Source organism: Paenibacillus algicola (assembly GCF_005577435.1).
Classification (GTDB): Bacteria; Bacillota; Bacilli; order Paenibacillales; family Paenibacillaceae; genus Paenibacillus_AQ; species Paenibacillus_AQ algicola.
This window is the reverse complement of sequence record NZ_CP040396.1, coordinates 4,024,224-4,038,403: the sequence shown is the minus strand read 5'-3', so window position 1 is coordinate 4,038,403 and position 14,180 is coordinate 4,024,224. Positions and strand designations below refer to the sequence as shown.

Below are 14,180 nucleotides of genomic sequence, written 5' to 3'. Positions count from 1 at the left end.
CTACATAATCTCCGATTTGCTGTACACCGACAGTCTGGTGACGACAGTAAAGGGCGTTTACCGGCTGACCTCCAGCCTGCCGCCGATCAGGGAGGTGATGAACTGAAGGGGGGCTGAACTTTGGTGGATCTGGAGTAAATAAGTGCGAAAAAGCGAACTCGATGCGAACGCATACCGCCCCCGCGCCAAACGAATGCGAAAAACCGAACTCGATGCGGCGCAGTGGCGGATCTGGAGCAAATGAGTGCGAAAAAGCGAACTCAATGCGGCGCGATGGTGGATCTGGAGTAAATAAGTGCGAAAAACCGAACTCGATGAATCACTGTGGCGGATCTGGAGCAAATGAGTGCGAAAAAGCGAACTCGATGCGGCGGTATGGCGGATCTGGAGCAAACGAATGCGAAAAACCGAACTCGATGCGGCGCAGTGGCAGATCTGGAGCAAACGAATGCAAACACCGAACTCGATGGGGCGGTATGGCGGATCTGGAGCAAACGAATGCGAAAAACCGATCTCGATGCGGCGCAGTGGCGGAACTGGAGTAAACGAATGCGAAAAAGCGAACTCGATGCGGCGGTATGGCGGATCTGGAGCAAACGAATGCGAAAAACCGAACTCAATGCGGCGCTATGGCGGTTCTGGAGTAAATGAGTGCGAAAAAGCGAATTCGATGCGACGCTATGGCGGATCTGGAGCAAATGAATGCGAAAAACCGAACTCAATGCGGCGGTGTGGCGGTTCTGGAGTAAACGAATGCGAAAAACCGAACTCGATGGGTCCGCATACCGCCCCCGCGCCAAACGAACGCGAAAAACCGAACTCGATGCGACGGTGGGGCGGATCTGGAGCAAACGAATGCGAAAAACCGAACTCGATGCGACGGTGGGGCGGATCTGGAGCAAACGAGTGCGAAAAACCGAACTCGATGCGGCGGTATGGCGGATCTGGAGCAAACGAATGCGAAAAACCGATCTCGATGCGGCGCAGTGGCGGAACTGGAGCAAACGAATGCGAAAAAGCGAACTCAATGCGGCGCTATGGCGGATCTGGAGTAAATGAATGCGAAAAACCGAACCCGATGAGTCACTGTGGCGGATCTGGAGCAAACGAATGCGAAAAACCGAACTCGATGCGGCGTGGTCGTTGACGGGCGTGCCGCCCGCCGCCCGCCCATCGCGTGCCGCCCGCCGCCGCGCCTACTCCGCCCGAAGCTGGCGGAGGACGGTGATTTCGACGCGGCGGTTCTTCTGCCGGCCGGCGGTCGTGCTGTTATCGCCGGCCGGCCGGGTGTCGGCGTAGCCCGCGTACTGGAAGCTGTCCGGGCTCAGGCCCTGACGGTCCAGGAAGAAGCGGAGCACGGACATCGCCCGGGCACCGGACAGCTCCCAGTTATCTGCATACGGAGACTGGAGCCCGACCGGCACATTGTCCGTATGTCCTTCTATGCTGACTACGGCGCTGAGGTCTTGAAAAAGGCTCGCCAGCTTGCCAAGCACCGGTGCTGCCCCGTCCTTGAGCTGGGCTTGTCCCGGGTCGAACAGAAAGCGGTCGCTCAGTGTAATGGCAATGCCCTGCGGCTCATCCGCGATAAAAATATCCCCTTCCAGTAGGTTTAGCGCCACATATTGTTTAATGACTTCCATAAAGTCTGCCAGCTCCTCCTCCTGCTCTCGGAAGGCAAGCTCCCGCTGAGTCATGGGACCAGAGGTACCTGGGTCTGTGTCAGATTCGCCATCTGCGTCAGGCACAGTCCCATCATTGCCGTCTTCATCAGGCCATACGCTGTCACCCGCAGCCCCGTCTCCATCAGGCGATCCGATGTCTCCCGCGCTGCCGCCCTGAATCAAGCCGGAGCCATGTTCCAGCAGGGAATCTCCGCTCTGGAAGGTGGCCTGCAGCGACTGGGTAACACGGTCATATTTCTCGGTATCCAGCCGGCTCATCGCGAACAGGACCACAAAGAAAATGAGCAGCAGCGTGATCAGATCGGCGTAAGTAATCATCCAGCGGTCTCTTTGATCTCCGGCGCCCTGGCGGCGGCGTTCCCGACGGGTGGATTTAATCGGCCGTCTCATGGGCCGTCCCCCTTGTTGTCGGCGTGGCAGCGGAGAAGCTGTTTTCGAGCGTGTAGGTGTTCAGCTTTTTGCGGACGAGAAGTGGATGCTGTCCCTGCTGAACGGCGAGAATGCCCTCTAGCAGCAGCTCCATATTTTGAATTTCTTCCTCGCTGCGTGCTTTAATCTTGGAAGCGATGGGAAGAAAGATAATATTGGCACTGGCAACCCCGTACAGGGTGGCGGTAAAAGCAACCGCGATCGACGGACCGAGCTGGGTCGGATCCTGAAGCCCGCCCAGAACGTGAACGAGGCCCATTACGGTACCGATGATCCCCATGGTCGGCGCATAGCCCCCCGCGGCCTCGAAGATTTTGGCATAGCCTTCATGCTTCTGCTCGGTGGCATCCATCTCCAGCTCCAGAATCTGGCGCACCGCGTCCCCGTCCGTCCCGTCGACAATCATCCCCATGCCTTCACGCAAAAAAGGATCGGGATGCTCAGCGGCCGCCTCCTCCAGTGCAAGCACGCCGGTGCGGCGGGCTAACGTGGCCATGTCGACCACGTCCTCAATAAGCTGCAGCGGCGAGCGGCTCCGCCGCCCGAAAGCGAAGCGGAGCGCGGCAGGAATTGTCCGCAGCCGGGAGGCTGGAAAGCTGATCACGACGGCTGCGGCCGTACCGCCGAAGACGATCAGGGCGGCGTTGCCCTGGAGCAGTCCGCCAAGCTGACCGCCTTCCCACAAGAAGCCGCCGATCAGTGCAGCAAGCCCTGCCAAAAGCCCGAGAATAATGGTAATATCCATGATGAGCAATCATCTCCTTTTATGTAGAGAACTATTATATAAGGTTTGCAACAAAAAAACGAAAAGAGTATAATTGCAGGGGAACAAATATTCTTATTAAACACAAAACGAAGAGGTCTAAACAAAAAATGCAGGTCTCTTTCTTTTTACATCGGGAAGTTACGATAGAAACGTTAATATACAATATTTTAGACGATAAGGGTGTGATTGAACACATGAGTGATCTCGTGGTCAGTACGAAATCCTTTGAGCTCCAATCGGAGTTTGATCCGCAGGGCGACCAGCCGGGAGCGATTGAGCAGCTGGTGCAGGGCGTGCGAGAGGGTAAGCGTCATCAGACGCTGCTCGGTGCGACGGGAACCGGCAAGACGTTTACGATTGCCCAGACGATTGCGAAGCTGAATCGGCCGACGCTCGTGATCGCGCATAACAAGACGCTGGCGGCACAGCTGGCGAGTGAGTTCAAGGAATTTTTCCCCAATAACTCGGTCGATTATTTCGTCAGCTATTACGATTACTATCAGCCGGAGGCGTACATTCCGTCCTCGGATACTTATATTGAGAAGGATTCCAGCGTGAACGAGGAGATTGACAAGCTCCGCCACTCCGCCACAAGCTCCCTGTTCGAACGCCGGGATGTCATTATCGTAGCGAGCGTGTCCTGCATTTACGGCCTGGGGTCTCCGATGGAGTACGGCGAGATGCTGCTCTCGCTGCGAGTAGGCATGGAGAAGCCGCGCAACCAGATCCTGTCCCGTCTGGTGGACATCCAGTACCAGCGCAATGATATTAACTTTGTCCGGGGCACGTTTCGGGTGCGCGGAGATGTCATCGAGATTTTTCCGGCATCAAAGGGTGAGCATGCAGTCCGTGTGGAGCTGTTCGGCGATGAGATTGAGCGCATTACTGAAATTGATGTTCTCACCGGTGAGCTGGTGGGCGAGCGGGATCACGTAGCTATTTTTCCGGCGTCTCACTTCGTGACCCGGGAGGAGACGATGCGCGCCGCGCTCGTGAATATTGAGCGGGAGCTGCAGGAGCGCCTGGAGGTGCTGAAGAGTGAGGGCAAGCTGCTCGAGGCCCAGCGTCTGGAGCAGCGCACGAACTATGACATCGAGATGATGAAGGAGGTCGGCTTCTGCTCCGGGATCGAGAACTATTCCGGTCCGCTGACCTTCCGGGAGCCGGGAGCGACGCCGTACACGCTGATGGATTATTTTCCGGATGATATGCTCATCGTCATTGATGAATCCCATGTGACGCTGCCGCAGATTCGGGCGATGTACAACGGGGATAAGGCCCGCAAAACCGTCCTCGTTGACCACGGCTTCCGCCTCCCGTCAGCACTGGACAACCGCCCGCTCAAATTCGAGGAATTTGAGGAGAAGGTGAGCCAGATTATTTACGTGTCCGCCACGCCGGGGCCTTACGAGCTGGAGCATTGCGATACGATGGTGGAGCAGATCATCCGGCCGACCGGCTTGCTGGATCCGCTCATTGAGGTCCGCCCGACGGAAGGGCAGATTGATGACATCATCGGCGAAATCCATGATCGCACGGCTAAGGACGAGCGGGTCTTGATTACAACACTGACCAAGAAAATGGCCGAAGACCTCACCGACTACCTGAAGGAGATCGGCATCAAGGTCCGCTACATGCACTCGGAGATCAAGACGTTTGAGCGGATGCAGATTTTGCGCGATCTGCGGCTCGGTACATTCCACGTGCTCGTGGGTATTAACCTGTTAAGGGAGGGGCTGGACCTGCCGGAAGTGTCCCTCGTTGCGATTCTGGATGCCGATAAAGAGGGCTTCCTGCGCTCGGACCGATCCCTGATCCAGACGATTGGACGGGCGGCGCGGAACTCGGAGGGACGCGTCATTATGTACGGGGATAAAATAACGGATTCCATGGACCGAGCCATCAAGGAAACCGAGCGGCGGCGCGCTGTACAGGAAGAGTACAATGAGAGACACGGCATTACGCCGCAGACGATCCGCAAAAAGGTGCGCGATGTCATCGAGGCCACCAAGGCGGCGGAGAGCAAGGCGGATTATTTGACCGGCCCGGCGGCCAAGATGTCGAAGAAGGACCGTCAGTCGGTCATCGAGCGTCTGGAGGTCGAGATGAAGGAAGCGGCCAAGAACTTGCAGTTCGAACGGGCGGCGGAGCTGCGCGATGCGCTGCTTGAGCTGAAGGCGGAGTAACAGTGAGGAGATGAAAGGTTTGGCGAGCGATAATATAGTAATCAAGGGCGCACGCGCCCACAACCTGAAAAATATTGATGTGACCATACCGCGGGATAAATTCGTCGTACTGACCGGCCTTAGCGGCTCCGGTAAATCCTCGCTGGCCTTTGACACGATTTACGCGGAAGGCCAGCGCCGATATGTAGAATCCCTGTCGGCGTATGCCCGCCAGTTTCTGGGGCAGATGGAGAAGCCGGATGTGGATTCCATCGACGGCTTATCCCCGGCCATCTCGATCGACCAGAAGACGACCAGCCGGAACCCGCGCTCTACGGTCGGAACCGTAACGGAGATTTACGACTATTTGCGGCTGCTTTTTGCCCGCGTGGGCCATCCGCATTGCCCGGATCACGGCATCGAGATTACTTCACAGACGGTGGAGCAGATGGTGGACCGGATTATGCAATATCCGGAGAAGACCCGGCTGCAGATTCTGGCTCCGGTTATTGCCGGCCGCAAGGGTGAGCACAAGAGCCTGTTTGCAGATATTTCCCGGCAGGGCTTTGTCCGCGTACGGGTCAATGGCGAGCTTCGTGACCTGTCCGAAAGCATTGAGCTGGAGAAGAACAAAAAGCATACGATTGACGTTGTGATCGACCGGATCGTCGTAAAGCCGGACGTTGAGGCCCGGCTGGCCGATTCCATTGAGACGGCGCTGAAGCTGTCCGGCGGCCAGCTGCTGGTCGATATTATCGGCCAGGAGGAGCTGCGCTTCAGCTCCAACTTCGCCTGCCCGGTGTGCGGCTTCAGTATGGAGGAGCTGTCCCCGCGGATGTTCTCCTTCAACACGCCATTTGGTGCCTGTCCGGAATGTGACGGCCTGGGGGTAGAGATGATTGTCGATCCGGAGCTGCTGGTGCCGGATCAGAGCAAGAGCATTGAGGATGGAGCGTTCCAGGCCTGGTCTGGCGGTACCTCAACGTATTATCCGCAATTTTTGAGCTCGGTCTGCCGCCATTTCAAAATCCCGATGGATGTGCCCGTAAGCTCGCTCAGCCCGGAGCAGATGAAGATTTTGCTGTACGGCACAGGCAGTCAGAAGATCCATTTTAAATATGAGAATGATTTCGGGCAGCGGAAGGAAGCGCATGTCACCTTTGAAGGGATTATTCCGAATCTGGAGCGCCGTTACCGTGATACGAACTCCGAAGGGATTCGCGAATACATTGAAGGCTATATGAGCTCGAAGCCATGTGATGTGTGTAAGGGCCATCGCCTGAAAAAAGAGAGCCTGGCCGTCACGATTAACGACCAGAACATGGCGTATGTGACGAGCCTGTCCGTTGGGGATGCCTCGCGCTTCTTTGACGGCCTGGAGCTGTCAGAGAAGGAGCAGCAGATCGCAAACCTGATCCTGAAGGAGATTAACAGCCGTCTCGGCTTTCTTGTAAACGTCGGGCTGGATTATCTCACGCTCAGCCGCTCTGCAGGGACACTATCCGGCGGTGAAGCGCAACGGATCCGCCTGGCTACCCAGATTGGCTCGAGCCTGATGGGCGTGCTCTACATTCTGGATGAGCCCAGCATCGGGCTGCATCAGCGGGATAACGACCGCCTGATCTCAACGCTTGAGCATATGCGTGACCTCGGCAACACGCTGATCGTGGTGGAGCATGATGAGGACACCATGCTGGCGGCGGACTATATTATTGATATCGGTCCTGGCGCGGGCATTCACGGCGGAAACGTGATTTCTCAAGGAACACCAAAAGAGGTTATGGAGGATGAGAACTCACTGACCGGGCAGTACCTGAGCGGCCGCAAGTTCATTCCGGTTCATAGCAAACGCCGCAAGCCGGATCAGCGCTGGCTGGAGATCAAGGGTGCGAAGGAGAACAACCTCAAGAACATTAACGTCAAAATTCCAATCGGTGTGTTTACGGCGGTCACGGGTGTGTCCGGCTCCGGGAAATCGACGCTGGTAAATGAGATCCTGTACAAAACGCTCGCCCGCGACTTGAATAAAGCCCGGGTTCGTCCAGGGCAATACCGGGAAATGAAGGGTCTGGAGCATATCGAGAAGGTAATCGACATCGACCAGTCGCCCATTGGCCGGACGCCGCGCTCCAACCCGGCAACGTATACGGGAGTGTTTGATGATATCCGGGATATTTTTGCCCTGACGAATGAAGCGAAGCTGCGCGGGTATAAGAAAGGCCGCTTCAGCTTCAACGTCAAAGGCGGACGCTGTGAAGCCTGCCGGGGTGACGGAATTATTAAGATTGAAATGCACTTTCTGCCGGATATTTATGTGCCGTGCGAGGTGTGCAAGGGCAAGCGCTATAACCGTGAGACGCTGGAGGTCAAGTATAAAGGCAAGAACATTTCCGACGTACTGGAAATGACCGTGGAGGATGCCACCGAGTTCTTCCAGAACATTCCGAAGGTGCACCGCAAGATGCAGACGCTGATGGATGTGGGTCTCGGATATATCAAGCTGGGACAGCCAGCCACCACGCTGTCGGGCGGCGAGGCCCAGCGCGTGAAGCTGGCATCCGAGCTGTACCGGCGCAGTACGGGCAAGACGATGTACATTCTGGATGAGCCGACGACAGGGCTGCATGTTGATGACATTGACCGCCTGCTCATTGTGCTGCACCGACTGGTTGACTCCGGTGAGTCTGTGCTCGTCATCGAGCACAATCTGGACGTCATTAAGACGGCGGATTATTTGATTGATTTGGGGCCTGAAGGCGGCAGCGGCGGGGGTACCGTCCTTGCTGTCGGCACTCCGGAGCAGCTGGTGAAGGTGCCGGAGTCTTATACCGGCAAATATCTGAAGCCGATCCTGGAGCGGGACACAGAGCGCACGGAGGCCATGAACCGCAAGGCACAGGAAGCCGCCGCGAAAGCGGAGGCAGAGGAGCCGGTCGTGAAGTAGCAGCTGATTCCAGCGCGCCCCTGGCTTAAGCGCTCTGACATGAGCCGCAAGGCGTGACGCCTGCGGCCTGTACACAGCGCCGACTGCACTTGCGGTCGCCAAGCCCCGGCTAGGCGCCGCAGGACAGCGCGCCTGACAACACAAATAGCCCTGCAGGCTCCCGGCCGGGAGCCTGCAGGGCTATTCATCATGGATCTGGCTTAAGAGGCTGCCGTCTCGGAGGCCAGAATCTCGGTCAGCTTCTCCTGGAAGGCCGGGATGCCGACACGCTGAGTATATTCAAAAAAGCTTTCCTCTGGAGACAATCGATTCTCCTTATAGAACAGCAGCAGCTGTGCCAGCACCGGACCGACGTGATCTCCTTTTACGCGGCCCTTCAGTGCCTTGTTCAGCTGAGCGCCTGGTCCCAGGGAGCCGCCAACGGCGATGTCGAACGCATCGACCATGCCGTCCGGCGTCTTGATCAGAGAGCCCTGCAGGCCGATGTCTGCAATATGCTTCTGACCGCAGGAATTCGGGCAGCCGATAAAGTGGATGCGGACCTTCTCATTCAGGGCTACATTCTCATCGAGGTACTCGGCGACCAGCTTGGCACGATTCTTCGTCTCGACAATCGCGAGGTTACAGAACTCATTGCCTGTGCAGGACACTGTGCGGCTCATGAAGTGACGCGGGTTCGGTGTCAGGCGCTGCAGCACCGGGGCGTCCAGCAGTTCTTCTACCTTCTCGTCCGGCACGCCGCTGAGAATGATGTTCTGGGACATCGTTGTGCGAATCTTGCCATCGCCGTAGATGTCCGCCGCATCGGCAAGCTGGATCAGCTCATCGGCATCCAGACGTCCGACCGGAACGTTCAGTCCGACATAGTTCAGTCCTTGGCCGCGCTGCGGATGAACGCCATCGAAATAAGCAGCCTCCCAGCCCAGCGTCTTGTCCTCGCCGCGCGAAGGCAAGTCGCCGACCAGCTCGACCAGCTTCTCCTTGAACTTCTCCGGTCCCCAGTCCGCGACCAGGAACTTCAGGCGTGCATGATGACGCTTCTGACGGTAGCCGTAGTCCCGGAAGATGGTGGTTACGCCGACAGCGACACGCAGGGCATCCTCAGGGCGGACAAAAATATCCAGGGGCTGCGCCAGATGCGGCTTCGCCGACAGGCCGCCGCCCACCATGACATGGAAGCCGATCACTTCCTGACCGTCAATCACCTTGACGGCCGGCGTCAAAGCCAGGTCGTTAATCTCGGCATTGGCATTGTTATACGGGTTCGCAGAGATGGAAATTTTGTATTTCCGCGGCAGGTTGGAGAAATCCCGGTTCATCAGGAAAAAGTCATTGATCTCCTCCACCAGGTCTGTCGTATCCATAAGCTCATGCGGATCAATGCCCGCCAGCGGGTTGCCGACAATCGTACGCGGGCAGTCTCCGCAAGCCTCGAAGGAGTACAGGCCTACATCCTCCAGGCGCTTGAAAATATCCGGCAGGCTCTCCACGGTCAGCCAGTGGAACTGAATAGCCTGACGCGTCGTCACGTCTACCAGGTCACGTCCGTACAATCTGGCGATTTCGGCCAGCGCACGGGCCTGGGCCGTCGTCATGATGCCGGTGTTGATGCGCACACGCATCATGAAGTGTCCGTCCTTCGGCTTCTGCTGATACACACCCGCCCATTTGAAGCGGTCCATATCATCTGCAGTGATGGAATCAAAGCCTTGTACAGAATACTCTTCTATAATGGTACGAATGACATCAAGTCCGTCTTTCTCCATTTTTACAAATTCGAATTTGTTCAGCTTGTCGGGATCGGCCATCCAGATTGGTTCATACGCCATATGAATTAACGCCTCCTGCAATGGTTAGAATTGATGATTACACGCCATAATTCCGATTAGAATAGTATGATATTGTGTTGATATTACCATAGATTCCTGTAACCGTAAACGAAAATATGGAAGCCCCCAGGGCGAAAAATCACAAAATTCACGAGAATTTCGTTATTTTTTCAATGAGAGGGCTTGCATCAGAACCCGGGCGCGGATAACATAGAAGAAGATATGTAATCATGTCCGAGAATTCAAGGGGGTACGTTTCATGTTCATTGCTACAGCTGCGGATAGCACGGCCGTTTTTAAGCATTTTGATGTTTTTATGATCCTGTTTACGATTGTAATTGCGATCGGCGTGGTTCGCTTGTTGATGGCCCGCCAGAAGAATAAATTTGCCATCGCATTCGGACTCGTCAGCCTGGGCGTGTTCCTGTATTCGGACTATGCTATGGTGCTGAACTGGATTAACGGCGGCAACTAAGCAAATAAGGCTACATAAGAAAGCGTCCTTTCGCAGCGTGCGGAGCGGGCGTTTTTTTGTTGTTTCTGGCCAAAGGAATTATAGATGGTCCGGTATGAATTTCGCAGGTAGTAGAATTCAAAGATTCATGGTAAATTGAGGAAGCGGCTGGATTGGGCGCAGAGAGGATGAATTCAATAAATGCACTTATGGAAAAAGACCACGGCAGCCCTTGTTGCTGCCGGCATCATGCTGCTTAGTTCAGTGCTCCATCCGGGCATGGCTGCAGCGGCTACCAAGAACAACAGCGCTTATACATATCCGCAGGATTCTGTGCCGCAGGTTATTCAGGGGATGTCACCGTCGGTGGTGGGCATTGCAGGCAAGCTGACGGGCGGCATGTATACCGAGGATCGATATAATCTGTCTCATGGAAGTGGAGTTATTTTGAGCAAGGATGGCTGGATTGTGACGAATGCGCATGTAGTGGACCGGCTAAGCACAATTCAGGTCGTCACCTCGGACGGCAAGACCTATCAGGCCCGCAGCGTGTTCAGTGACGATGTTAGCGATATTGCTGTCGTCAAAATCAATGCCAAAGGACTGAAGCCGGCTGTGTTTGCCGTAACAAGCCAGAACGCTCAGGTTGGCGAAAAGGTGGCTGCGATCGGTACTCCGATCTCCTTCTCCTTGCGCAACTCGGCCACGGTTGGGGTGGTCAGCGGTTTGAACCGCAGCATCGACAGCTCCTATCGCCTGATCCAGACGGATACGGCGATTAATCCGGGCAACAGCGGCGGGCCGCTCGTGAATATGAAGGGCGAAGTGATTGGCATTAACAGTATGAAATTTTCGGCGATCGGCGTGGAAAACATGGGCTTCTCCATCCCTTCCGAGACCGTGGGCTATGTCGTCAAGCAGCTGATTCAATACGGTGAGGTGAAGCGGGCAGGGCTGGGACTTTCGCTGGAGGAAAGCTTTTCGGCAATTGTCGGCTTCCCGAGCGAGGATCCGCTACAGGTGACCGACGTAACGTCTCTCGAAGCCATTCAGGCGGGGATCTCCAAAGGGGACGTGCTGTACGCTATTAACGGCAAGAGAGTATACTCCATTGTTGATATTAACGAGATGCTCAAGCTGTATGCGCCTGGTACGAAGGTGAAGCTGCTGATGCAAAGAGACGGTGATATTGTCAGCGTACCGCTTGTGTTAAGCAGTGGCATCAACGAGCCTGTGGAGGATGCCGAGTGGGAAGAAGAGGTGGAGGTATGACAAGCTCTCAGCGTTTCATTTCAAAATCACATCGTCAGCGTGCTATGAGTTTGCTGCTGGCGGCGTCTCTGCTGGGCAGCACGCTGGCAGCTTCTGCCGCCTGGGGCGCAGAGAATCAGAACGTCGTGCTGTCCCTGAAGCAGGGAAGCCCGAGCGCGGACATTAACGGGGCTGCCGCTCCCATTGTGAAGCCGGTCATCAAGCAGGGCCATCTCATGGTGCCGCTTGGCGTATTTTCAAAAGCGTTCGGCAGTCAGGTAACGCTGGAGGGCACGACGCGCGTGACGCTGCTGCAGGGACCGCACCGGCTGGTCATGACCATCGGCAGCAGTACAGCCTGGATCGACGGACGGAAGATCGTCTTGCCGGTTGAGCCGCAAATGATCTCAGATACCTTGATGGTTCCGCTTCGCGCGGTGGCGCAAGGCCTGGGAGCCAAGGTCGGCGTAGACTCCAAGGGCAGGGTGAGCATCACCATGAAGGTGCAGGATAAGCAGCCTTCGGAGGAAGAGGGCGGCTTTAGCGGAGAATCCGTCAATCAGCCGACCCGGATCGGTAACAGCTATTACGGCTGGAGCATCGATTATCCGTCGGGCATGATGGTCAACAGCTATGCCGGGGATGAGAGCTCCGTAGAATTTGTGGACGCCACCGGCCGCTATTATATGGAGCTGTATGTCAGCGATGCGCCAGAGGAGCAGGAGCCCAAGGCCCTGCTGGCTCAGCTTCTTCGCAATGCGGAGGATGCCGGAGATCTGGTGGTGCACCGGGAAATCGTGAGCCGGGGGAGCTACCCGTACGCGAGAATTTTTTCGCGGGACAGTGATGAATTCATTTGGGAAACCCGTATGTACTATGATAACGGCCGGGTGTATGAGCTTTATTTTGCCGATCGTGACGCGGTGCATTATAGAGATATGAGTGCTTTTGGCGGGCTGCTGAATTCTTTTCAGCCGGTATTTCCGGAAGGGAGCGCCAAGGCCAAGGTGAAGGATTTATCCTCTGTCGAAGAGGGGCTGCGCATGCTGAACGAGCCGGATTACGGGATTACCGTGGGGATTCCGGCAGACTGGATGTATTACGATGAGTATTACTATGGCAAAGAGGGAGAAGGCGGCTTCCTCATGGATGTCCATTCTGCTCCCGAGGGACAGCAGGGAGATCTGAAGCAGTGGGTGCAGCAGCTGGAGAGCTATTATGCCGACACCTTTGTACCGGATGCCTACGAGCTGGAGAAGGCCGTTCCGATCAGCATTTCCGGTCAAGAAGGCCAGATGGTGAAGGTGCGCTATGTGGATCGGGGGCGGTGGTATACCGAGTATAGCTTTTTGATACAGCATGAGGGGTACCGCTATGAGCTGACGTACCGGGTAGATGATGAAAGCACTCTCGCGGCAGATATGTGGGAGGCTGTGCTGGCGTCGATGATTATCGACTATGATGTCGTGCCCGGTGAGTTTGGTAATCTGGGGACGCCTGCGTATCTGCAGAATTCCAGCGCGATGGTCAAGCGATCCTCCAAGGCTTATGCTTACACCGTGAGCCTGCCAGAGAATTGGAGCTCGTCCAGGGACTGGTTTGAATCGGGGAATGTGGAATATGAGCTGCCGGGCGGCACGTTCGAGATCGATTCTGTAAAAAATACAGCCCGGAGCACGGTCCTCAAACATCTCCAGGCCTACTATAACGACAAAACGTCATCCAGCTTCGGCGAGTCGGAGGCCAAAGGCCTCGGCGTCCGCAATATTACGCTTGCCGGCGTGCCGGCCGTATCGTTCGAGCTGCACTTCCCGGGTAAAACATTCGGGCACACCGAGCGTTATCTGGTGTTTGAGCGGGATGGCATTGTGCACACCGTGACCATTCAGCTGGAGGATGCCAACGCTACAGCTACGCAGCTGCAAACCCTTGAGCGAGTGCTGCAAAGCGTGCGGTAGGTCATCCTTTCTACCCCGCCGGACGCTGGGGATGTGCGCGGTAGAAGTAACGATAGACTTCGTGGTAAAGGTCGCCGGGACAGAGCTGCTGCCGGCGGCCTTTTTCAGCGTGGCGGGGGTAACAGGGCGCGGCGGGCCGCGTCCGGGCCGCGTTCAGGCCGAACGAGTGCGAAAAAGTGAACTCATTGCGTCGGTATGGCGCATTTGGAGCAAACGAATGCGAAAAACCGAACTCGTTGCGGCGGCAGCCCGCCCCCGCGCCAAACAAACGCGAAAAACCGAACTCGTTACGTCGGCAGCCCGCCCCCGCGCCAAACGAACGCGAAAAACCGAACTGGTTACGTCGATACGGCGCATCTGGAGCAAACGAATGCGAAAAAGTGAACTCGTTGCGTCGGTATCGCGCATCTGGAGTAAACGAATGCGAAAAACCGAACCCGTTACGTCGGTATGGCGCATTTGGAGCAAACGAATGCGAAAAACCGAACTCGTTGCGTCGGTATGGCGCATCAGGAGTAAACGAATGCGAAAAACCGAACTCGTTACGTCGACAGCCCGCCCCCGCGCCAAATGAACGCGAAAAACCGAACTCGCTAGCAAGCACTCCAGCGCACAGCCCGCGCACCCGGGATACGCCGCGCCGAAGGGATGCCTATTTGTAGAAAGTCTTTTTATCTGTTGCGGTTTTTGCTACAATTA

General features: G+C 56.1%; 10 protein-coding genes. 7 read left to right on the top strand and 3 right to left on the bottom strand.

Annotated features, from left to right (window positions below):
- Positions 1-324 precede the first annotated feature (324 nt).
- Positions 325-651, top strand: coding sequence for a hypothetical protein (locus E6C60_RS18895; RefSeq protein ID WP_217496352.1), 327 nt, complete (start codon positions 325-327; stop codon positions 649-651).
- A 51-nt stretch (positions 652-702) separates the two neighbouring features.
- Positions 703-1,059, top strand: a complete 357-nt coding sequence (locus tag E6C60_RS18890) for a hypothetical protein (protein WP_138227218.1) — start codon at positions 703-705, stop codon at positions 1,057-1,059.
- 137 nt (positions 1,060-1,196) lie between these two features.
- On the opposite strand, the gene E6C60_RS18885 is transcribed toward E6C60_RS18890, so the two are convergent.
- On the bottom strand, positions 1,197-2,075 hold the full coding sequence (locus E6C60_RS18885) for an OmpA/MotB family protein (RefSeq protein WP_138227217.1): 879 nt from the start codon (positions 2,073-2,075) through the stop codon (positions 1,197-1,199).
- The gene (locus tag E6C60_RS18880) at positions 2,059-2,859 is read right to left on the bottom strand and encodes a flagellar motor protein (RefSeq protein WP_138227216.1); all 801 of its coding nucleotides are present in this window, start codon (positions 2,857-2,859) and stop codon (positions 2,059-2,061) included. Before E6C60_RS18880 ends, E6C60_RS18885 begins: the two co-directional genes overlap by 17 nt.
- Positions 2,860-3,074: 215 nt before the next feature.
- Here E6C60_RS18880 and uvrB point away from each other — a divergent pair, with 215 nt between their 5' ends.
- Positions 3,075-5,066, top strand: a complete 1,992-nt coding sequence (gene uvrB / locus E6C60_RS18875) for an excinuclease ABC subunit UvrB (RefSeq protein ID WP_138227894.1) — start codon at positions 3,075-3,077, stop codon at positions 5,064-5,066.
- A gap of 19 nt (positions 5,067-5,085) precedes the next feature.
- On the top strand, positions 5,086-7,989 hold the full coding sequence (gene uvrA, locus E6C60_RS18870; protein WP_138227215.1) for an excinuclease ABC subunit UvrA: 2,904 nt from the start codon (positions 5,086-5,088) through the stop codon (positions 7,987-7,989).
- A 200-nt stretch (positions 7,990-8,189) separates the two neighbouring features.
- Here uvrA and E6C60_RS18865 read toward each other — a convergent pair whose 3' ends face one another.
- A complete protein-coding gene (locus tag E6C60_RS18865) occupies positions 8,190-9,818 on the bottom strand; it encodes a nitrite/sulfite reductase (RefSeq protein WP_138227214.1) in 1,629 nt (542 codons plus the stop codon).
- 259 nt (positions 9,819-10,077) lie between these two features.
- Here E6C60_RS18865 and E6C60_RS18860 point away from each other — a divergent pair, with 259 nt between their 5' ends.
- The 3 genes from E6C60_RS18860 (at position 10,078) to E6C60_RS18850 (ending at position 13,481) form a co-directional block, all read left to right on the top strand.
- On the top strand, positions 10,078-10,293 hold the full coding sequence (locus tag E6C60_RS18860; RefSeq protein WP_138227213.1) for a hypothetical protein: 216 nt from the start codon (positions 10,078-10,080) through the stop codon (positions 10,291-10,293).
- A gap of 228 nt (positions 10,294-10,521) precedes the next feature.
- A complete protein-coding gene (locus tag E6C60_RS18855; protein WP_407669172.1) occupies positions 10,522-11,544 on the top strand; it encodes a S1C family serine protease in 1,023 nt (340 codons plus the stop codon).
- Positions 11,541-13,481: a copper amine oxidase N-terminal domain-containing protein gene (locus E6C60_RS18850; protein ID WP_138227211.1), complete on the top strand. Its 1,941-nt coding sequence runs from the start codon at positions 11,541-11,543 to the stop codon at positions 13,479-13,481. Before E6C60_RS18855 ends, E6C60_RS18850 begins: the two co-directional genes overlap by 4 nt.
- The last annotated feature ends 699 nt before the right edge of the window (positions 13,482-14,180 follow it).